The 20,415-nt window shown below is 69.8% G+C and carries 16 protein-coding genes and 1 pseudogene; 8 read left to right on the top strand and 9 right to left on the bottom strand.

All coding sequences use genetic code 11. The annotated features are described in order from the left end of the window. Nucleotides 1–90 precede the first annotated feature (90 nt). The 4 genes from ACIBP6_RS06485 to ACIBP6_RS06470 form a co-directional block, all read right to left on the bottom strand. On the bottom strand, nucleotides 91–1,059 hold the full coding sequence (locus ACIBP6_RS06485) for a 5'-nucleotidase C-terminal domain-containing protein (RefSeq protein WP_397049442.1): 969 nt from the start codon (nucleotides 1,057–1,059) through the stop codon (nucleotides 91–93). Between the two features lie 52 nt (nucleotides 1,060–1,111). Further along, nucleotides 1,112–2,152 (bottom strand): hypothetical protein, encoded by a 1,041-nt coding sequence (locus tag ACIBP6_RS06480; protein WP_397049440.1) that lies wholly within the window; start codon nucleotides 2,150–2,152, stop codon nucleotides 1,112–1,114. A gap of 382 nt (nucleotides 2,153–2,534) precedes the next feature. After that, the gene (locus ACIBP6_RS06475) at nucleotides 2,535–3,476 is read right to left on the bottom strand and encodes a ThuA domain-containing protein (protein ID WP_397049438.1); all 942 of its coding nucleotides are present in this window, start codon (nucleotides 3,474–3,476) and stop codon (nucleotides 2,535–2,537) included. Between the two features lie 357 nt (nucleotides 3,477–3,833). Continuing rightward, nucleotides 3,834–4,319: a cupin domain-containing protein gene (locus ACIBP6_RS06470; protein ID WP_397049436.1), complete on the bottom strand. Its 486-nt coding sequence runs from the start codon at nucleotides 4,317–4,319 to the stop codon at nucleotides 3,834–3,836. 260 nt (nucleotides 4,320–4,579) lie between these two features. Between ACIBP6_RS06470 and ACIBP6_RS06465 the strand changes: the two genes are divergently transcribed. Continuing rightward, nucleotides 4,580–5,368, top strand: coding sequence for an alpha/beta fold hydrolase (locus ACIBP6_RS06465; protein WP_397049434.1), 789 nt, complete (start codon nucleotides 4,580–4,582; stop codon nucleotides 5,366–5,368). Between the two features lie 147 nt (nucleotides 5,369–5,515). On the opposite strand, the gene ACIBP6_RS06460 is transcribed toward ACIBP6_RS06465, so the two are convergent. Genes ACIBP6_RS06460 through ACIBP6_RS06450 form a run of 3 tightly spaced genes read right to left on the bottom strand, consistent with a single transcriptional unit; the run spans nucleotide 5,516 to nucleotide 8,190 of the window. Beyond that, entirely contained in the window at nucleotides 5,516–6,289 is a 774-nt protein-coding gene (locus ACIBP6_RS06460; protein ID WP_397049433.1) for a citryl-CoA lyase, read from the bottom strand. Beyond that, entirely contained in the window at nucleotides 6,286–7,443 is a 1,158-nt protein-coding gene (locus tag ACIBP6_RS06455) for a CaiB/BaiF CoA transferase family protein (protein ID WP_397049431.1), read from the bottom strand. The genes ACIBP6_RS06460 and ACIBP6_RS06455 overlap by 4 nt, the downstream gene beginning before the upstream one ends. 15 nt (nucleotides 7,444–7,458) lie before the next feature. Further along, complete coding sequence (locus ACIBP6_RS06450) at nucleotides 7,459–8,190, bottom strand: IclR family transcriptional regulator (protein ID WP_397049429.1); 732 nt, start codon at nucleotides 8,188–8,190, stop codon at nucleotides 7,459–7,461. A 247-nt stretch (nucleotides 8,191–8,437) separates the two neighbouring features. On the opposite strand from ACIBP6_RS06450, the gene ACIBP6_RS06445 reads away from it, so the two are divergent. From ACIBP6_RS06445 to ACIBP6_RS06415, 7 genes are all read left to right on the top strand, one after another. Continuing rightward, nucleotides 8,438–9,886: an aldehyde dehydrogenase family protein gene (locus tag ACIBP6_RS06445; RefSeq protein WP_397049427.1), complete on the top strand. Its 1,449-nt coding sequence runs from the start codon at nucleotides 8,438–8,440 to the stop codon at nucleotides 9,884–9,886. After that, entirely contained in the window at nucleotides 9,883–11,598 is a 1,716-nt protein-coding gene (locus ACIBP6_RS06440) for a thiamine pyrophosphate-binding protein (protein WP_397049425.1), read from the top strand. The genes ACIBP6_RS06445 and ACIBP6_RS06440 overlap by 4 nt, the downstream gene beginning before the upstream one ends. A 108-nt stretch (nucleotides 11,599–11,706) precedes the next feature. After that, on the top strand, nucleotides 11,707–12,849 hold the full coding sequence (locus ACIBP6_RS06435) for an ABC transporter substrate-binding protein (protein WP_397049423.1): 1,143 nt from the start codon (nucleotides 11,707–11,709) through the stop codon (nucleotides 12,847–12,849). 1 nt (nucleotide 12,850) lies between these two features. Next, nucleotides 12,851–13,720: a branched-chain amino acid ABC transporter permease gene (locus ACIBP6_RS06430; protein WP_132610096.1), complete on the top strand. Its 870-nt coding sequence runs from the start codon at nucleotides 12,851–12,853 to the stop codon at nucleotides 13,718–13,720. Beyond that, the gene (locus ACIBP6_RS06425) at nucleotides 13,717–15,522 is read left to right on the top strand and encodes a branched-chain amino acid ABC transporter ATP-binding protein/permease (protein WP_397049421.1); all 1,806 of its coding nucleotides are present in this window, start codon (nucleotides 13,717–13,719) and stop codon (nucleotides 15,520–15,522) included. The genes ACIBP6_RS06430 and ACIBP6_RS06425 overlap by 4 nt, the downstream gene beginning before the upstream one ends. Continuing rightward, nucleotides 15,519–16,220, top strand: a complete 702-nt coding sequence (locus ACIBP6_RS06420) for an ABC transporter ATP-binding protein (RefSeq protein WP_397049419.1) — start codon at nucleotides 15,519–15,521, stop codon at nucleotides 16,218–16,220. Before ACIBP6_RS06425 ends, ACIBP6_RS06420 begins: the two co-directional genes overlap by 4 nt. 144 nt (nucleotides 16,221–16,364) lie before the next feature. Beyond that, the gene (locus ACIBP6_RS06415) at nucleotides 16,365–18,434 is read left to right on the top strand and encodes an outer membrane protein assembly factor BamB family protein (RefSeq protein ID WP_397049417.1); all 2,070 of its coding nucleotides are present in this window, start codon (nucleotides 16,365–16,367) and stop codon (nucleotides 18,432–18,434) included. 48 nt (nucleotides 18,435–18,482) lie between these two features. On the opposite strand, the pseudogene ACIBP6_RS06410 reads toward ACIBP6_RS06415, so the two are convergent. After that, nucleotides 18,483–18,572: pseudogene (locus ACIBP6_RS06410) on the bottom strand (hypothetical protein); the annotation flags it as partial. Nucleotides 18,573–18,673: 101 nt separating this feature from the next. Then, complete coding sequence (locus ACIBP6_RS06405) at nucleotides 18,674–20,407, bottom strand: bifunctional sugar phosphate isomerase/epimerase/4-hydroxyphenylpyruvate dioxygenase family protein (protein WP_397049415.1); 1,734 nt, start codon at nucleotides 20,405–20,407, stop codon at nucleotides 18,674–18,676. Nucleotides 20,408–20,415 lie beyond the last annotated feature (8 nt).

The following is a 20,415-nucleotide window of genomic DNA, read 5'->3' as shown; positions in this document are numbered from 1 at the left end:
GGCGTTGGACCTGCTTCGGGAGCAGGACGCCGTCCCCGCCGCGGACTCCCAGCCCGGCCGTGCGCCCGTAGCGCACGGCCGGGCACCCTGCTAGCGGACGGTGACGCGGTCGCCCGGCGGCGCGGACACGGGCGAGTGGGCGACCAGGTAGGTCGCGAGCGCCCCGGTGTCGTCGGGACCGCTCCTGTACGTGGTCGTCCCCTCCCAGCGCGGCCAGCCGTCGAAACCGGCGATGAGACTCCAGGCGCCCGCGACCCTGATCTCCTGCGAGGCGGTCACCGGAGCCCCGTCGAGCGTCATCGACAGGACCTTCCCGCCGCCGCGGGTGTAACGCAGCCCGGCCGACGGAGTCAGCACCCAGCCCGCCGGGTTGGGTGTGGCCAGCAGCTTCCTGAGCTGCCCGCCGGTCATCGTCTGCACGTTGACGGCCGGCCCGGCGGGTTGCGCGTTCCACAGCTCCTCGAAGCTGACCGGTCCGGCGGGCAGGTCCATCTTGACGTCGTACCTGTTGACGAGCGCGACCTGCGCACCGGACCGAGCACGCACCGACGCGAGCTGCGCGTCGGCCGCCAGTTCGGCCAGCGGGCCGCCGCTCGCCGTGCGGGTGATGTCCTCGGCGGCGACGCCGAACGTCTCACCGGAGGGCGGAGTGCCGCAGGCGAAGGAGTAGAGGGTGTTGGACCGCAGGCCGTCGGGCTGGTTGAGCTCGATCTGGACCGCGTAGTCGCGCGAGTCCGGCGCCCATTCCCACGTGATGGTCTCCAGGACCGCCCGGTGGACGATGCCGTGTTCGGCGGGCACGGCGAGCGTCTTCCACTCCTGCGCGCCGACGAGGCGGTACTCGATCGTCTGCGCGCCCTTGGGCAGCCCCTCGAAGTAGCCGTGGACGTCGAAGGTGACCGGGCACTTCGACGCGGTGGTGCGCTCGAAGGCGATGTCCAGCCTGCTCACCACGTTCGTCGCGGCGGCCCGCGCCCCCGCGGGAAGGAGGCCGAGAGCCAGGGCCACGACGGCCACCAGCGCCCCGATGCGACGTCCTGCCGAGGTCGATGAACCCACAGGCGTTCCTTTCTGGTGATCTTCGTAGCGAGAGATGTCCGGCGCAGACGGGTCAGGCGATGGAGCCGGTCCAAAGGTTGGAGGCGTCCCGGTAGACCGTGTACAGGTCGCTGTCGAAGTACGGCGAGATGCCCGTGTCATACCGAAGGTCGCCGTCAGTGTCGGCCACGCTCAACGTGATGCCGTTGAGATAGCCGAGGCCACGATCGCTGTGGTAGTCGGCCAGCCACGCGGACCCGACAGAGCCCGCACCGGTGAACGGGGAGGCCACGCCGATGGGCCGGTCCACGCGCAGACCGCTGACCTGCGTCGAGAACGTCGAACCGGTTGACCGTTCGAGGGTCTCGCCCGTGTAGGGCTGCCCGCCGTCGGGGTGAGGGCCGGCGGGGTAGCCGAAGACGTCGGCCGTGGCCGCGAGTGGCTGGTTGACCCTGAGCCCCTGACCGCCGACGTTGTCGGCCAGCCTGCCGACATCGGTCAGCTCGTCCGGCGAGGAGGAGACGACACCGCTGTACACGTTGACGAAGGCGTAGTCGCGATCGTGGTCCCGAAGATCGTCGAGGTCGTAGTGAACACTGGCCTGCTTCCCTACGTACAGGCCGGACGGGGTGGCGCCCTCCGCGTAGCCGGGAACGAAGACCCATGTGGCGAGCGGCCCCATCGGGGCCTCGACGTCCAGCAGGCAGTGACCCGCTGTCGCGACGATGTTGCGGTACTTGGAGTTCACCGCCGTGCCGGTGCACCAGTGCGGCCGCAGGTCGCTGCCGATGAAGAACACCTTGCCAGAGGTCGTGGGCGCCTCCCCCACCGGCGGGGCCGAGCCCGCCACCGGCGGGATGATGCCCTGAGGGCCGTCCGGGACGAAGTCCGTCGGCAGGCGTTCGCCGCCGACCTCCGTCTGCACGGTGTACGGTGTGGCGTTCCTCAGGTTGGCGGCCCCGTCGGCGAGCCAGAACCTCGCGACCTCCTGCGCCGCCGTCACAGTAGCGGCCAGCGGAACCACCAGCGTGGTCGCAGCCTGTGCGGGCCCGGCTACGACCGCGGAACCCAGCACGCTCAGGCCGACGCCTAACGCGATCAGTGCACGCCTCAAGATCGATCTCCCGTTGGGTCATGGGGCATGCGCACGCCCCGTCAGCTCAGACAGCCGGCCGATCGACGCGACCGGCGAACATCAAGATCGTAAGACTGGCCGAGGCTCTGATCCTAGAAGTTTTAGATCACATGTTCGATACGGAAATGATCGCGAGGCTCAGGCGAGAGGTCGTCCGACTCAAGCCGGAAGCCGGACCGCTGCCGCGGGGGAATACATGCCGCTTGCTACCCGGACCGCCGTGGCCGCCGGCGGGATCGACGGCGCTGGAGACCGCTTCCCGCAGGCGTCAAGGTGGCCGTGGCGCAGTGTCCCGACATACCTCGGCACCGGATCGGGCCTGCCGACCGGTGCCGGTGTATCTGGTCTCTGCCACTCGACGTCAGCGGCAGAACGGCGCCATCCCCAGCACGGATCTGACGCCGCCCAGCAGATGCTGGGTGAAGTGTCGGTCGCCTTCCATGGGCTCGTCGGTCCATGCCTTGACGTCGTGGCCGAGGGTGGTGAGCCACGCCTTGCCGCCGTCGTAGTACTGGCACCAGCTCACCGGATGGTGCTCGCCGTGGCCCGGGTGTCCGAGGTTGCCACGCACCCCTCGGGCCAGGGTCCTCTCGTCCACCTCGGCCAGCACGCGAACGCGGGTCGGGGCCGGGACGAGGTTGTACCACTCGTCGGCGAAGGCCCACGTCCTGGGCAACCCTTCGGTGGAGACGTCGCGGCGGTCCACCGTGACGACGGTGCCGGGCTGGTTGGCGCTGTGGTCGTAGAAGTTGGCGTTGCCGAGCAGGCCCTCGTACCAGGGCCAGTTGTACTCCGTGCCGAACGCGTTGTGCACCCCGACGAAGCCGCCGCCGGCCCGGATGTACTGGCGCAGGGCAGTCTGGGCGGCGTCGTCCAGGGCGTCCCGGGTGGTGCTGAGGAACATCACCGCGTTGTACGGCAGCAGGCGGCCCGCTGACGACAGCTGGGTGACGTCTTCGGTGTAGTCGACCGCGAAGCCGTTCTCCTCCCCCAGCTTGATCACCGCTTTGACGGCCACGTTGTCGTCGTTGAGCGGCGGATTCAGGCCGGGACCGAGCGGAGTGCCGAGGTGTGCGTGACGGGGGCCGGCGGTGCGGCTGTAGACGAGCAGCTTGTAGCCCTCGGCCGGGTCGAAGTTGCCCCAGTCGTGGTAACAGCGGGGGTCGGTGCCGCGGCAGACACCGTAGTCGGGATCACCGAGGTTCTGGGCCGGTGCAGGGGAAGCCGCGGAGCTGGGAGCGGTAGCGGTGAGCAACAGGGCCGCCGCTCCGATGGCGGTGGCGATGGAGAGTTTGCTGCGCATGGGCACCTCGCGTTGCGATCCACCAAGCGGATCGATTGGTCCACTCAGGCGCTTGAGCGTAACCACGGATCTTCAGCGAGAACAAGCTCTTGCTTCGCATGGAGATCGCCCTTAAGGTGCTCCGCCATATGGATCCATCGGTCCATCAAGCGGGCCGGGCGAAAGCCCGGGGTCCGCGGCGACAGCGACCCGGCTTCGGCCTGCTGGAACCCCTGGGCATCTCCTACGCCGGTGCGACATCAAGGGCATCCGCGGGAAGGCCGGCACGTCACGGCCGGCGACTCAGCCGTGACGGCCTTCCGGTTCCTCGGCTTGTCATTCTTGACGAGACTTCCGCGTCAAGGGGTCGCGGCCTGATCAGACCTCGTAGTTGTCGTGACGCAGGAAGAACTCGGCCGCCTCCTGCTCGCCCAGCACCTTGCCGGCGGCGAACTCGGCCAGGGTCTCGAAGTACTCCTCGCGGGGCGCGCCAGGGGTGAAGAGCAGCAACATCGACGCCGGCGCTCCCGCCACATTGCGGAAGCCGTGCACGCCTCCCGGCGGGACATGAAGGAAGTCTCCGGCACGGCCCTCGCGCCATCGCTCACCGTCGTACAAGCGGACCGTGCCGTCCAGGACGAAGAAGGACTCGGACAGCGCCCGGTGGAAGTGCGGCCCAGGGCCGCTCTCGTCGGGCCCGAAGTCCCAGCGGTAGAGCCCGAACGCACCCTCGGTGGAGCCTCCCGTCGCGAGGTAGTGGATGTTGCGGCCGCCATAGGACAGATCGGCCGCCTGGGTGCTCGACCGGAAGACGGCGCTCACCTGCCCGGTGTCGCCCTTGTAGCGTGGGGGTGGGTACGACATTGTGCCTCTTTCGGCGCTTAAATCATCTGGTGTGCCAGTTTGGTACGGGAGGCATCGTCGCAGGTACCTCAGCTTCGCCAGGCGCGAGCCCGCCGCCACCGGGCGAGGAAACTATATTTTTCTTGACAAATTTGCCTGTCGGGAGAATCATCAACCCTGACCTCCCTCGGCGGTGATGCTGTGCCACGGCGCACCAGCTCGATCGTCCTGCGTCCCGGTGGTTCCGCCGCTGGGCGCCCACTTCGCAAGGGCATACGACCATGTACAAGACCACCTCACCCGACGGCACCACCGTGGCCTTCGACCGCATCGGCGACGGCCCTGCCCTGGTCGTGGTGGGAGGCGCCTTCAGCACGCGCCGCCACCCCGTCCTGAGCGACCTGGCCCACCATCTGTCCGAGCGCTTCACCGTCTATGCCTACGACCGGCGCGGCCGGGGCGACTCCACGGACAACCTCGCGTATGCCGTCCAACGGGAGGTCGAGGACCTGCACGCCGTGATCGACGCGACTGGCGGCCCGGCCCACGTCTACGGTCTGTCCTCCGGGGCCGCGCTGGCCCTGCGCGCGGCCGCCGCCGCCCTGCCCATCGACCGGCTGGTCCTGCACGAGCCGCCGTACGACGTCGACGGCGCCCGCCCTGCCATGCCCGCCGACTTCGCCTCCCGGCTCGAAGCGCTGACCGCCGGCGGCCGCCGCGGTGAGGCGGTGGAGTATTTCATGACCCAGGGCATGGGGATGCCCGCCGAGATGATCGCTCAGATGCGCGCGACCCCCGCCTGGCCGGACCTGGTCGCGCTGGCCCACACCCTGGTCTACGACACCGCGGTGATGGGCGACAACACGCTGCCCGCGGCGCGGGCGGCGAAGATCGGCGTGCCTGTGCTGGTCCTGGCCGGCGAGCACAGCCCGGAGTGGCTGCGCCAGGCCGCGAGCGCCGTCGCCGCGGCCTGCACCGCCGGCCGGCTCCTCGTCCTGCCCGGTCAGAGCCACTTCGCTCCCGACAACGCCGCCGTGGCCGCGGCGACGGCCGAGTTCTTGCTCACCTGACAGTGACGAGGTGGACGAGCGCTTCCCGCCCGGGTCTGACCCCTCGCCCGACCGGCCCGGGGTCCTCCACGGATCCGTCGGCCCTGGTGCCTGTGACTTCACCGGAGCCTGGTCAGAGGCCCTGTCGCGTCCCCGGCGGGTTGCCGCTCAGAGCCAGTCCGGCAGGATGGACGGCGGTATCGGGCCCTTGTTGCGCCTTCCCTGCCCCGTCTCCTCCCACGCATGGGCCAGGATCCCGACGGATCTGCTGAGCACGAAGAGCCCGCGTGCCAGGGGCGCCGGAAAGCCCAGCTCGGCGTAGACCACGGCGGTCGCCCCGTCGATGTTCATCGGCACCGGCGCGATCAGCCGCTCCACCTCGGTCGCGGCAGTCAGGTGCGCGCCCGGCACCACCCCGTCCGCGACCGCTTCCGCGACGAGGCCGAGCAGCGGATCCCGGCGCGGATCGCGCGTGTGGAAGCGATGCCCGAAGCCCGGCAGGTACTTGTCACGCGCGCGCCAGCGGGCGACCACAGCGGCCGGGTCCGCCTGCCTGACCACGTCCTCCAGCAGCAGGACGCATTGCTCGCCGGCACCGCCGTGCACGTCCCCGAGCACGTTGACACCCGTGGCGACGGCGTTGTTGAGCCCCACTCCGCAGGTGGCGGCCATGCGGGCGACGGCTATGGACGGCGCGTGCGGCCCGTGATCGACCGACGCGACCAGCGCCGCCTCCAGCAACGCCGCCCGCCGCGGATCGGGCCGTTCACCGCGGAGCATGAGCCAGATCATCTCGGCCAGGCCGATCCGCCCGATGAGGTCCTGGACCGGGTGTCCCCGCAACTCGATGAGGTCGGGCTCGATCTTCGACACCGCGGTCGCCCACCAGCCGGCCACCTCGGCGTCGGCAGCCGCTGACGACGCCCCGCCGGCACCGGTCATGACGCCACCTCGAACTCGTCATTGTGTTCGCCGAGCCGCGGTGGGGCCCCGCGCGGGCGCAGGGCGACGCCGTCGACGACCACGCCGTTACCCGTCACGGTGACCTGCCGCTCGCCACTTCCCGCGAACGGCACCTCGGTCAGGAAGCCGCGATGACGTAGCTGGTCGAGTGCGAGCGCTTGGGGGACGGTGAGGATGCGGGCGGCGGGGACTCCCTCGCGGGAGAGCAGCTCTTCCCACTCCAGCGCGGTCTTGGCCCGCAGTGCCTGATTGAGCTGCTCGTTGAGGGCCTGCCGGTGGGCCTTGCGTGCTTCCCTGTCGCCGAAGCGGGGGTCGGTGAGCAGGTCGGGCCGGCCGGCGATCCGGCACAGCGTCTCGAACTGGGCCTGCTGGTTGGCGGCGATGTTGAGCGGCCCGTCGGCGGTCTGGAAGGTGCCGGAGGGGGCGGCAGTGGCGTTCTGGTCGCCCATCGGCTCAGGTTCGACACCGCTGATCAGGTAGTTGGAGACGGTCCAGCCCATCGCGGAGATCGACGCCTCCAGCATGGACAGGTCCAGGAAGCAGCCGCGCCCGCTGCGCTGCCGCCCCGCCAGCGCGGCGGAGATCGCGAAGGCGGCCATCAACCCGCCGATGGTGTCGCAGATGGGAAAGCCCACCCGCAGTGGCGCGGTCTCGGGGGTGCCGGTGACGCTCATCATGCCGGACAGCCCTTGGATGATCTGGTCGTAGGCGGGGGCCCCGCTCATCGGCCCGCTCTGCCCGAAGCCGGAGATGGCGCAGTAGACCAGGCCGGGGTTGAGCTCGCGCACGCGCTCCCAGCCGTAGCCGAGCCTGTCCATCACCCCGGCCCTGAAGTTCTCCAGCACGACGTCGGCACCGTTGATCATCGACTCGAAGCTGTCCCGCCCGGCCTGGCTCTTCAGATCGAGCTCGACGGACTTCTTTCCCGCGTTCTGGGCGAGGAAGGAAGCGCCCAGGTGGCGTCGATTGAGCTCGGGATCGGGCCCGAGCCGCCGGGCGAGATCCCCGGTGCCGGGCAATTCCACCTTGACCACCTCCGCGCCGAACAGCATCAGCTGGTAACTGCAGTACGGCCCGGCCAGGACGTTGGTCAGGTCCACGACCTTGACGCCGTCCAGTGGCAACTGCTGCATTCACGCTCCATAGAGTCAAGTCAGCGGATGGTCGAACCCGCGCTCCGACATACGCTTGGCTGCCTCGCGCAGGTCCGCGGCGAATTCCTGGACCCGGTCCTCGGTGAAGCGGACCGTGGGGCCGCTCAGCGTCAGCGCCGCCACGGTCGCTCCCGAGCCGCCCGTGACGGGAACGGCGACGGCGGACAGGCCGGGCTCACGTTCGCCGTGGCTGGTCGCGTAACCGTCGCGCGTCGCCTGATCGATCCAGTCCCGCAACGTGGCCACGTGTGTCTCACCGTGGGGAGAAGAGCGGGCCACCCGCAGGAGCAGCCGCTCCGGCGCGTCCTTGAGCAGGACCTTGGAGGACGCTCCCGCCCACAGGGGCAACTCGTCTCCGACCCGCACCACGTGGCGCAGCGGCTGGGAGCTCTCCTGCTGGGCGATGCAGATGCGATGCACGTCACGCAGCACGTAGAGATTGACCGTCTCGCGGTGCCGCGCTCCCAGCTCGCGCATGAGCTGGACGGTCTCCGGCGGCAGTTCCCACGCCGAGCGGGCCAGGTGCGCCCAGCGCCACAACGCGGGCCCGGCCGTGTAGCCCTTGGGCGTGGCCCACAGCAGCCCCATGTGCTCCAGGGTCTGCAGCAGGCGCAGAGCCGTGGTCTTGGCCAGGCCTGTCTCGTCGACGACCTCGCGGATCGTCAAGGTCCGCCGGTCCTCGGTGAGCAACGAGAGGATGTCGAACGCGCGCTGGACGCTGCGCACCCCCCCGCTGTCCCCCGACGCTGCAGGAATGTTCGAAGGCACGGATCCTCACTAGTGAGTCGAAGGTGAACCTGCTGCTCACCCTCTCATGTGGTCCGTACGCTAACACCAGTCCGCTTAGCGGTCCATATGCTCCATCAAGTGGATCCTCCGCGACCCTCTTGCCAGAACCTTCGCGGTGCTCATACCGTGAGGCAATCCACAGTGCGGATTAACAGAACCACTGCGCGGATCTAGTGGGAGTTTGATGAACACCATCCACGAAGCAAGGTGCTTAGTCGCCGGCGAGTGGCTGACCGAAGGCGCGTACAGCGATCGCATCGGCCCCTATGTCCGGGAACCTGTCAGCCGGGCGCGGACCACACAACCCGGCGACATCGACGCGGCCCTGGCCTATGCCCGCCGGGCGACCCGATTCGTCGCGCGGCTGGCGCCCGCCACCCGGGCCGACATCCTGGAACGCGCCGCCGCCTCGGTCTGCGAGCAGGGGGAACGGTTGGCCCGCCTGCTGGCACTCGAGCTGGGCAAACCACTCAAGGACGGACGCGGCGAAGTTCTGCGCGTCGCGGACACCCTGTCCGTCGCCGCTGCCGAGGCAAGGATGATCGGGGGCGAGGTGTTGCCGGTGGCGGGATGGGGCCGCGGGATCGGCAACACCGCGATAACCCAGCGAGCCCCGGCCGGCCCGGTGCTGGCGATCACTCCGTTCAACGCCCCCGCCAATCTGCTCGCTCACAAGCTCGCCGCCTCGTTCGCGGCCGGCAACACCACCATCGTCAAGCCTCCCCCGCAGGCGCCCGCGGTCTCCACCGCGCTGGTGGAGATCCTGCTCGCGGCCGGGATGCCGGTGGAGGCCGTGCAGGTCCTGCACGGGGGCGGTGACGTGGGCGCGCGGCTGTGCGCCGCGCCGCAGATCGCTGTCGTCAGCTTCACCGGCGGCGTCACCGCGGGTCACGCCGTCGCGCACGCCGCCGGTCCGAAACGGGTGATGCTCGAACTCGGCGGGAACGCCGCGACCATTGTCTGCGAGGACGCCGACATCGGCCAGGCGGCGCTCGTGTGCGCCCGCACCGGCTTCAGCAACTCCGGGCAGAGCTGCATCTCCGTCCAGCGGGTCTATGTCCATCGCACCCGTTTCGAGGCGTTCGCCGAATCGCTGACCGCGGAGGTGAAGGCCCTGGTCGTCGGCGATCCCCTGGATCCGGGTACCGACGTCGGCTGCATGGTGGACGACGACGCGGCCGAGCGAGTCGTCAGCTGGACCGCCGAGGCGGCCGGCCAGGGCGCACGGGTGGCGACCGGCGGCACGCGCGAGGGCGCGGTGATGGCGCCGACCGTCGTCCTCGCCCCGCCCGCCGAGGCCAGAGTCGTCCGCGAGGAGGTCTTCGGCGCGCTGGTGGCCGTGCTCCCCTACGACGATTTCGACGACGTCCTGGCCGAGTGCAACCGCAGTGCGTACGGGCTGCAGGCCGGGCTGTTCACCCACGACGTGCGCCGGATCGTGACCGCCTGGCGCGAACTGGAGGTCGGCGGCCTGGTCGTGAACGGCTCCTCCAACTTCCGGCTCGACCACGTTCCGTTCGGCGGCGTGAAGGACTCCGGCATGGGCCGCGAGTCGCCCCGCTGGATGATCGAGGACTTCACCGTGACCAAGACTCTCATGCTCAAGGGCCTGACCATCTGGGGGGACGAGTGACCACGACAGCCGCCCACGCCCTGGTCGCGCAACTCGAAGCGCTCGGCGTCGAGTACGTCTTCGGCACCTGCGGTCACACCAACATCGCCGTCCTGGACGCGCTGGCCGACAGCCCGATCCGGTTCGTCATCGCCCGGCACGAGCAGGCGGCCGCGCACGCCGCCGACGGTTACGCCCGCGCCCGTGGCAAGCCGGGCGTCCTGCTCGTGCACGTCGGTCCCGGCCTGACCAACGCCGCCACCGGCGTCATGACCGCCGCACTCGACTCGGTACCGCTGGTGGTGATCTCCGGCGACATCCCCTCCTACTACCACGGCCGCCACCCGCACCAGGAGATCAACCTGCATGCGGACGCCGACCAGGCGAGCGTGTTCCGGCCCTTCGTCAAGCGGACCTGGAACGTGCGCCGGACGCAGGACCTCGGCCGTTTCGTCGAGCGCGCCTTCTGGACCGCGACCTCGGGCCGGCCGGGCGCCGTGCTGGTCAACGTGCCGATGGACGTCTTCTCCCGGCCCGCCGCGCCCTTCCCGCCGATCAGCCACGCGGCCCCGCCCGGCCTGCCGGAGGCCACCGCGGAGCTGATCGCGTCCCGGCTGGCCGCCGCCGAGCGTCCGCTGCTCTACGTGGGCGGCGGCCTGCGCGAGGACGCCGAAGCCCTGGTCCGCCTGGCCGAGCACCTCGATGTGCCCATCGCCCACTCGCTCATGGCCAAGGGCACGGTGCCCGACGCCCATCCGCTGGTCCTCGGGATGCCGGGCTTCTGGGGGCTGGAGCTGACCAACGCCTACGCCCGCGGGGCGGACGTGGTGCTCGCCCTGGCCACCAGGTTCGCCGAGACCGACGCCAGCTCGTGGGACCCCCGCTTCACCTGGGACTTCAGCGGGAGCACGCTGATCCAGATCGACATCGACCCGGCCGAGATCGGCCGCAACTACCCGGCGGAGATCGGCGCGGTGGCCGACGTGGGCCTCGCGGTCAGGGCGATCGCCGACGCCGCCAAGTCCCACGCCCCGCGCAGCAGGCCCGACCTGCGGCAGCAGATCCTGCAGGCTCGGTCACAGCTGTTCTCGGCCAGTCAGGAACGCGGCACGAGCGAGGACTTCCCGCTGCGACCCGAACGCATTCTGGCGGACGTGCGGGAGGCGCTGCCCGCGGACGCCGTCCTGGTGACGGATGTGGGCTGGAACAAGAACGGCGTCGCGCAGTGCTACGAGCTGCCGCCCGAGGGCCGCTTCATCACGCCGGGAGGCGCCTCCACCATGGGCTTCGGCCCGGCCGCCGCGGTGGGCGTGCAACTCGCCGAGCCGGGCAGGACCGTGGTGGCGCTCATCGGCGACGGCGGCATGAGCGCACAGCTGCCGGCCGTGCCCATGGCGGTCGAGCAGGCCGCGCCGGTGGTCTTCGTGGTGATGAACAACCGCGCGCACGGCACGATCTCCGACCTGCAGTCGTCGCACTACGGCCGCAGCTACGGCTGCGACTTCACCGGCCCTGACGGACGGCCCTACAGCCCGGACTTCGCCGCGCTCGCCAGGGCCTGCGGCGCCGACGGCCACACCGTCGCCACGCCCGCCGACCTCGGCGTGGCACTACGCGAGGCCGTCGCGAGCCGACGCCCCGCCGTGATCGACGTACCCATGGTGAACGAACCGGTGCCGACCCCCGGCCACTGGAACATCAAGGACATCTACCAGGGTCTCTTCACCGACTGATCCGGCCGAAACCGTTGCACGTTCGAGATTCCCCGAGTCGCATCCTGGCGTTATAACGAACGAACAAGTCCGTGAATTAACTCTCACCACCCCCCTACGAGGTGAACCGTGCGTTTCACGAGCTTCTCCATCGCAGCCGCGGCTCTGATGACACTCGCCGCCTGCGCCCCTCCCGGCCAGTCCCAGAGCTCCGAGTCGAACGCCACCGGTCCCATCAAGATCGCCAACGTCAACGCGCAGAGCGGTCAGCTCAGCTCGCTCGGGCAGTGGGAGCACAAGGGCGTCAAGCTCGCCATCGACGAGGCCAACAAGGCCGGCGGCGTCAACGGGCGGCAGATCCAGCTCGACCTGTTCGACAGCCAGGGTGACCCGACGATCGGCACCAACGTGGCCAGGAAGATCTCCAGCGAGGGCTACGTCGCCATGCTCGGCACCGCCGAGAGCGCGGTCACCCTGGCCATGGCTCCCATCCTGAAGGACGCCAAGATCCCGAACATCACCTCCGGCCAGTCGCCCAAGCTCGCCGAGCTGAAGAGCCCGTTCCTGTTCCTGAACGCCCCGACCAGCGTCACCTTCGACGAGACGCTGGCCAAGTACCTCGTCGACGACAAGGGCCTGAAGAACATCGCCCTGATCAGCAACAACGGCGCCTACGGCGCCGGGGAGCACGACGCGTTCCTCGCCTCGCTCAAGAGCAGGAACGTCACCCCGTCCGCCGACGAGGTCGTCACCCCCGACCAGAAGGACTTCAACGCCAACCTGGCCAAGATCCGCGAGCAGGACCCCGAGGTGCTGTTCATCGGCGCCGAGGAGGTGCAGTCCGGCCTGATCGCCAAGCAGGCCCGCGAGCTGGGGCTGAAAGCGGTCTTCGCGGGCGGCGCCCCGATGGGCACCGACGTGTACGCCACCACCGCCGGGCTGGAGAACGCCGAGGGCACGGTGGTCAGCTCCCCGTACCTCAGCAACGACGCCAGCGAGGAGATCAAGGCGTTCGCCGCCAAGTACAAGGCCGCCTACAACGAGGACGCCCGCATGCACGTGGCCAAGGCCTACGACGGCGCCTCCATCCTCATCGAGGCGCTGAAGCAGACCAACGGCGAGGGCGGGCAGAAGCTGGCCGACGCCATCCGCGGCGTCAAGCGCGCCGGGCTGCTGGGGAACTACACCTACGACGCCAACGGCGTCGGCATCCACGAGACGAAGATCGGCCTGGTCAAGGACGGCAAGGTCGTGCCCGAGGCCGCGAGCTGACGTGCAGGTCTTCCTTCAGACCCTGATCGGCGGGGTCACGTTCGGAGCGGTGTACGCGCTGGTGGCGATGGGCTTCTCGATCGTCTACCGGACGATGGGGCTGGTCAACTTCGCCCACGGCAGCGTCGTGATGATCGGCGCGTACGCCGCCTCCACCTTCTACATGGCCAGCAAGCTGCCGTTCGCGGTGGCGATCATCGTGGCCATCGCCGTCACCGCGCTGATCGGCCTGGTCATCGAACGTTTCCTGCGCCCGCTGGAGAACAAGGACTTCACGCTGATGCTGATCGGCACGATCGGCTTCGGCGCGGTCCTGGAGGCAGGGGCCGTGCTCGTCTGGGGCGCGACCGGGCATGCCGTGCCGTCCCCCGTCGCGACCGGTCCGATCGACGTGGCGGGCATCCGCATTCCCACCTACAGCCTGATGGTCATCGCCGTGGCGGCGGCGGCGACCGGCCTGCTGGCGCTGTTCCTGCAGCGCACGAAGCGCGGCGCGGCCATGCAGGCGGTCGCCATGGACCACCAGGCCGCCACCGCGGTCGGCATCCACGTCGGGCGCAGCAACGCCATGGCCTTCGCCATCGGCGCCGGTCTGGCCGCGCTGGCCGGCAGCCTGATCGGCCCCATGTTGTACGTCAACCCGACGATGGGCGGCACCCTCGGCATCAAAGGTTTCGCCGCGGCCATGCTCGGCGGGTTCGGCAGCATGCCCGGCGCGATCGTCGGCGGCCTGGTCTTCGGCCTGCTCGACTCCTTCGCCGCCGGCAACTTCCAGGAGTACTCCGAGCTGGTCACCTTCCTGGTGTTCGCCGTCATCGTCATGGTCCGCCCCACCGGCATCTTCGGAGAGGCCACGGTGAACCGCGCATGAAACGTCTGATGTGGCTCGTGCCCGTGGTGGTGGCCGCGTGGCTGCTGCCCTACGGTCTGGGTGGTTACGCCATCCACGTCGTCGATGTCGCGATCATCTTCGCGATCCTGGCCGTCGGGCTCGGCCTGACCATGGGCGTGGCCGGGCAGATCAACCTGGCCCAGGTCGCCTTCTTCGGCGTCGGCGCCTACACGGTCGCCATCCTCACCACGCAGGCGGGGCTCGGATTCTGGACGGCGTCCGTGCTGGCTCTGCTGGCCGCCGTGGTGTTCGGTGTCCTGGTGGGCATCCCCGCGCTGCGCATGCAGTCGCACTACCTCGGCATCGTCACCCTCGGCCTGGCGCTGGCGTTCACGAACTGGGTCACCAACGCCCACATCGCCGGCCGCGCCGAGGGCATCAGCGACATCCCGGTGCCGCCGATGTTCGGGATCGATCTGTCCAGCGGCTACCTCTTCTATTACGTCGAGCTGATCGTCTTCGCCGTGGCGCTGGCCTTCGCCCTCCTGGTCACCCGCTCGCCGCTGGGTCGCCGGCTGCGCGCGATGCGCGACGACGACCTGGCCGCCGGATCTCTCGGAGCGGAGATCCCGCTGCTGCGCATGACCGCGTTCGTGCTGTCCGGCCTGTACGGCGGGCTGGCCGGCATCCTGTACGCCGGGCTGATCCGCTTCGTCGCCCCCGAGTCGTTCAACATCGCCAACATGTTCCTGCTGCTCGCCATGGTGATCATCGGTGGCCGCAGCAGCATCCTGGGCTGTGTGGTCGGCGCTGTCGCGCTGGCCTTGGTCAGGGAGGCGCTGCTGGACGCCTCCGGCTTCGCCCAGCTCGGTTACGGCCTCGTGGTCGTGCTCGTGGTGGTGTTCGCGCCCAAGGGGCTGGCGGGCCTGCCCGAGCAGATCCGGTCCCTGCTCCGTGGGCGCGGCAGCGGCTCGCGTGCCCAGCTCGGCCCGTTCCAGCCCTACGACCCCGCGCCACGAGCCACGGAGGAGGACGTCCTGGAGATCCGGGACGTGACGATGCGGTTCAAGGGCCTGGTCGCGCTCGACGAGGTGTCCCTCACCGTTCCAGCGGGTCAGATCCGCGGCATCGTCGGTCCCAACGGCTCGGGCAAGACGACCCTGTTCAACGTGGTCAGCGGCTTCTACTCGCCCAGCCAAGGATCGGTGCTCCTGCGCGGGCGCGAGGTGACCGGGCTCGCTCCGTACCGGCTCGCGCAGCGCCGCGTCGCCCGGACCTTCCAGAACCTGCGCCTGTTCGAGGACCTCAGCGTGCGCGAGAACCTGCTCCTCGGCCTGGACCGCACCCGTACCTGGTGGATCTGGCGCTATCCGAGCGTGCCGTGGAAGGTGCTGGGTTACGAGCGGGCGCTGCGGCGGCGGGTGGAGGACCTCATCGGCCGTTTCGGGCTGGCCGAGGTCGCCGACGCCGAACCGCGCTCGCTGCCGTACGGGATCCAGCGCCGTATCGAGCTGGCCCGCGCCATGGCCATGTCCCCCACCTTGCTGCTGCTCGACGAACCCGCCGCCGGCCTCAACGGCGAAGAGGTGCGCCAGCTCGCGGAGATCGTCCGGTCCATCAGGGACTCCGGCGTCACTGTGATCATCATCGAGCACAACATGGGCCTGGTGATGTCCCTGTGCGACCAGGTCACCGTGTTGTCCAACGGCAAGGTCATCGCTGACGGCCGGCCGGCCGAGGTCGCCGTCCACCCCGACGTGGTCGCCGCCTACCTCGGTGACTCGATGTCCGCACCGACCGAGGCCACCGCCGAAGCCGCTGCCGAGGAGGCCGCTCGATGACCACGCTGACCGTGGAAGCACTGTCGGTTCACTACGGCGGCGTCCGTGCCGCCCACGACGTGTCCTTCACCCTTGGACCCGGCCAGTCGCTGGGCATCATCGGCGCGAACGGGGCGGGCAAGACCTCCACCCTCAAGGCGGTCATGGGGCTGGCCCCGCGGCAGGCCAAGACCATCCGTTTCGGCGAGCACGACCTGCTCCGCGCGCCCGCGCACACGCTGGTGCGGCACGGCATCGGCTACGTCCCCGAGGGCCGGCACGTCTTTCCCGGGCTCACGGTGGAGAAGAACCTGTTGCTCGGCGCGTACACCATCAGCTGGAAGCGCACCCCGATCGACGAGGTGTTCGACCTGTTCCCGGTGCTGGGCGAGATGCGCGGCCGCCTGGCCGGCGCCCTGTCCGGCGGCCAGCAGCAGATGCTGGCCGTCGGCCGGGCCATGATGTGCCGGCCCCAGGTGATGCTGCTGGACGAGCCCTCGATGGGGCTGTCTCCCAAACTTGTGGGCGACATCGCCGGCGTGCTCAAGAAGCTCAACGCCGCGGGCCTGGCCATCCTGCTCGTCGAGCAGAACGCCAAGCTCACCTTCGATGTCACCACCACCTGCCTGGTCATGGAGAACGGCGAGATCGCCGCCAGCGGCACCTCGGCCGAGCTGAGCCACGACCCCCAGGTCCGGCGTATCTATCTCGGTCTCTGACAGCTCCCTCGCCTCTTGGGCGTGCGCTGGATCATGGTCCGCCAGGTGGATTGAATGGTCCGTTGACGGCTTCTTCGCCGCGATCTATGGTGCGTCCATCAGATGGAAGTAACAGTCCACCCAGTGGAACATGAAGGGATGGCCATGGTCCGTCGGAGAGAGTTACTCGCGGGCGCCGTCGCCGCCGTCGCCCTTGCGGGAGCCGCGCAGACGCCGGCCGCCGCAGCCACCCACCGCGCCGGCCGGGACTTCCCCAAGATCGGCGGCAACCTCGGCAACCAGAACTACAGCCGGCTGCGCTCCGTGCACCGCGGCAACGTCAGGCGGCTGCGCGGCGCGTGGGTGAACCACATCGAGGGCGGCCTCACGACCGGCAACAACCAGAGCACCGCCGTGGCCGTGGACGGCGTGCTTTATATCGAGTCGGCGCTGGGCAACGTGTTCGCCGTGGACGGACGTACCGGCCGGACCCTGTGGACGTACGAGCAGACCCGCGGCTCGGTCACCCGGCGCGGGGTGGCGATCGGCGACGGCAAGGTCTACACGTGCGCCAACGGCAACTGGCTGATCGCCCTTGACCAGCGCACCGGCCAGGTGCTCTGGGAACGCCAGCACAACGGGTACGGCAACCTGGAGAAGGTCGCGGTCACCTACCACGACGGGATGCTCTACTGCGGCACCAACGACGGCCCGCGCGGCGCCGCGCTCGCGTTCGACGCCCGGACCGGCGACATGATCTGGCACTTCTGGGGCGTGCCGGGGCCAGGCGAACTCGGCAACGACACCTGGGAGGGAGACTCCTGGCAGACCGGCGGCGCCACCCCGTGGATGCACTGCGCCATCGACCCGGAGCTCGGCCTGGTGTACTGGACGTTCGGCAACGCCAGGGGCGCCAACTCCTCCCAGGACGGCTCCGGCCGCGGCGGGCAGAACCTGTTCGCCAACTCGATCGTGGCCATGGACCTGAAGACCGGCGCCTACCGCTGGCACTTCCAGTCGGTCCACCACGACATCTGGGACATGGACAACGTCATGGCGCCCGTCCTGGTCGACGCCCGCATCCGGGGCCGGGTGCGTAAGCTCGTCGTCTACGGCAGCAAAACCGGCATGTACTACATCCTCGACCGCGCCGACGGCTCGGCGCCGCTCGGCATCGACGAGTTGCCCGTGCCGCAGGAGCCCCGGCAGAAGACCTGGCCCACCCAGCCGTTCCCGCGCCAGGGCGGCTGGACGGAGCTGACGCCGGTCCGCCAACCACTCGGCACCGAGATCCCGGGCGCGCCGCACCGCGCCGTCCCCAACTACACCATCGGCTCGCTGTTCGCCCCGCACTGGGACGAGCCGATCCTCAGCATCCCCGGCCACGGCGGCGGCGCCGACTGGAGTCACCAGTCCTACAGCCACAGCACCCGCCTGGTCTACACCGGCTTCGGGTACGTCGCGGCCGCGCACTCCCTGACGGAATCGTCCAACGGCCTGCGGCCTCCCGGCGAGTACCAGACCGGGGGCATCGTGGCCGTCGACCCGAGCACCAACCGGGTGCGGTGGAAGAAGAACATGCCGTACTCGCTGGCCCATGGCAACGGCATCCTCACCACCGCCGCCGATCTGCTGTTCATCGGCCAGCCCGACGGCAACCTGCTGTGCCTGGACGCCCGCGACGGCCGTGAGCTGTGGCGCTGGCAGACCGGCGCCGCGATCAGCAGCAGCCCGATCGCCTACGAGATCGACGGCGAGCAGTACGTCGCGGTCTTCGCGGGCGGCACCAGCATCCCGTACGGCAACTCGGCCCCTCGTGGGGACCACCTGTGGGCCCTCAAACTGGGAGGCACCGTGCCGCCTGCCGCCACCCCGCCCGCCCCCGTCATCCGGCGGCCGGTCTCCGGCTCACCCGTCGACGGCAGCGCGGTCGGCAACACCGTCGTGCTGGCCCGCACGTACCAGAACGGGCAGGTGGGCACGGTCGAGTCCACGGCCGTCAACGCCATGGCGCCCACCCATCTGCGGGTGCCGGTCGGCACCACGGTCACCTTCCGCAACCCCGCCGACAACGTCCACGTCCACGGGGCCACGCAGTTCTTCGAGGGCCTGTTCGACGTCAGGCTCAGGCCGGGCGAGTCCTTCCAGTACACCTTCACCCGGCCCGGCGAGTACTTCTTCAACGACACCCACAGTCCCCGGCCGACGGGCAAGATCGAGGTCCTGCCCGCCTGAGGCGCGCGCTCCTTGATCAGCTGCTACGGCCCTGGGCTCAGCCTGGTGGATGTTCTCGATCGCGACCGGCTTGATGAAGTCGCGATGGGCGTCGTGGTGGTCGAAGGCCGGCTCGGCCAGCGTGCGAATGGCCTCCACCGGGGCCAGGTGGTGCACGCCGACCGTGCGCTCCACCGCCCTGACCTCGGTGTAGGCCCTCTCCAGCACCGCGATGAGGCGGAGGCTGTCACCTGCCTGTCTTAGTGATCTCCGGAATGTTGTACGGCGAGCCGGACGGGAGCGTTGGCGGCTCCATAGCCGTCATATCCCCCGATCCGCTGGACGAGCTCGAAGAACACCCGGCCCACGGTGACGGTGTACAGGTGCAGGAACTCGCCGCCGTCCTCGTCGCGGTCATGAAGCACGCCGAGACGACGCAGCTCGGGATCGACCTCGTAGCGGGCTTGCAGGTCGTCGTAGTAGTTGCCGGGGATCGGCAGCAGCAGGCCGGGATGCTCCGCGCGCAGCCTGCGGGCGACAGCCAGGATGTCGTCGCAGGCCAGCGCGACGTGCTGCCACGGGATGTCGCCGGCGCCGACCTGCGCGATGTTGACGACCATGCGGACGGCGCCATCGCGGGCGGACATGGCCTTGCTGCGCAGCAGTCCGTACGGGTCGGGCAGCTCCAGGCTGCCTTGCGGGCGCAGGCCGAGCACGCTGCGGTAGAACAGCTCCGCCTCGTCGAAGTAATGCCACGGCTGGGTGAGCGCCACGTGATCGATGCCGATGATCTCTTCCCCGGACCGCCCGTCCGGGTCGGGGGCGAAGTCCGACAGCCAGGAATCGTCGCAGAAGAAGATCTGGGTGCCGTCCGGCGCGGCGATGGCGTCCAGCCGGGCCTCCTGCGGCGCGCGCTCGCGGGGCAGGACCGGTGACAGCAGTGATTCGGCGTGCTTGACCGCCCCGGCCGGGTCGGGGCTTTCCAGCCCCAGGGCGACGAGAGCGGGGGCGGCGCCGGTGGCGTTGAGCAGCAGCCGCGCCCCGCCCTGTTCCCACAGCTCGACCGGCTTCGTGGGATGCCCCCCGGTACGCGCGAAGCCGAGCGCGGACAGCACTTCGCCGAGCGCGCCGGTGTCGGCCAGTTCGGCGAAGGCGAACCCGGACGGGACGGGGGGCCGCGTGGCGCCCTTCAGCTCCGCCTCCAGCGCGATGAGCGAGCGCATGCCGTCCCTCGCGGTGCGTCGGGTGTCGGCCTGGCGGAAGTGGTCGTTGAACACCTCCAGCGACAGCGGGCCGGTGTATCCGGCGTTCAGCGTGTGCCTCACCAGCCCCGCCACGTCGAAGTTCCCCTGGCCGGGGAAGCAGCGGTAGTGGCGGCTCCACTGCAGCACGTCCATGGCCAGCAGCGGTGCGTCGGCCAGCTGGAGGAAGAAGATCTTCTCGCCGGGGATGGCTTCGATGCCGATGGGGTCGGAACCGCGAGAAAGGATGTGGAAGCTGTCCAGGCAGGTGCCGAGGCCGGGGTGGTCGGCCATCTGCACGACGCGCCAGGCGTGCAGGTACTCGTTGACATGCCGGCCCCAGGCCAGCGCCTCGTACGCGATGCGGATGCCGTGCTCGGCGGCCCGCTCGGCCAGCGTCCGCAACTGTGCGGCGGCCAGGTCGTCGTCGCCGATCGCGCCGGGTGAGACGTTGGAGCACACCAGCAGCAGATCCGTGCCGAGGCGCTCCATCAGCTGGAACTTGTGCTCGGCCCGCCGCAGGTTCCTGGCCAGCAGGTCGTCCGGCACGGACTCGAAGTCACGGAAGGGCTGGTAGAGGTCGATGGTGAGCCCCAGGTCGGCGGCGCGGGCCCGGATCTCCTCCGGCGGCAGCGAGCAGGCGAGCAGGTCGTTCTCGAAGATCTCCACACCGTCGAAGCCGGCGGCGGCGATCGCCTCCAGCTTCTCGATGAGCGTGCCGCTGACCGACACGGTAGCGATGGATTTGCGCACCGATTTCT

It is taken from the genome of Nonomuraea terrae, assembly GCF_044465245.1.
Lineage (GTDB): Bacteria > Actinomycetota > Actinomycetes > Streptosporangiales > Streptosporangiaceae > Nonomuraea > Nonomuraea terrae.
The sequence above is the reverse complement of the archived record's forward strand: the minus strand, read 5'-3'. Positions and strand labels throughout refer to the sequence as shown.

Bases quoted from the DNA above. Each gene is read 5' to 3' on its own strand.
- ACIBP6_RS06470 (WP_397049436.1), bottom strand. From the start codon at position 4,319: ATGTCGTACCCACCCCCACGCTACAAGGGCGACACCGGGCAGGTGAGC.
- ACIBP6_RS06425 (WP_397049421.1), top strand. From the start codon at position 13,717: ATGAAACGTCTGATGTGGCTCGTGCCCGTGGTGGTGGCCGCGTGGCTG.
- ACIBP6_RS06455 (WP_397049431.1), bottom strand. From the start codon at position 7,443: ATGCAGCAGTTGCCACTGGACGGCGTCAAGGTCGTGGACCTGACCAAC.
- ACIBP6_RS06420 (WP_397049419.1), top strand. From the start codon at position 15,519: ATGACCACGCTGACCGTGGAAGCACTGTCGGTTCACTACGGCGGCGTC.
- ACIBP6_RS06415 (WP_397049417.1), top strand. From the start codon at position 16,365: ATGGTCCGTCGGAGAGAGTTACTCGCGGGCGCCGTCGCCGCCGTCGCC.
- ACIBP6_RS06460 (WP_397049433.1), bottom strand. From the start codon at position 6,289: ATGACCGGTGCCGGCGGGGCGTCGTCAGCGGCTGCCGACGCCGAGGTG.
- ACIBP6_RS06445 (WP_397049427.1), top strand. From the start codon at position 8,438: ATGAACACCATCCACGAAGCAAGGTGCTTAGTCGCCGGCGAGTGGCTG.
- ACIBP6_RS06475 (WP_397049438.1), bottom strand. From the start codon at position 3,476: ATGCGCAGCAAACTCTCCATCGCCACCGCCATCGGAGCGGCGGCCCTG.
- ACIBP6_RS06465 (WP_397049434.1), top strand. From the start codon at position 4,580: ATGTACAAGACCACCTCACCCGACGGCACCACCGTGGCCTTCGACCGC.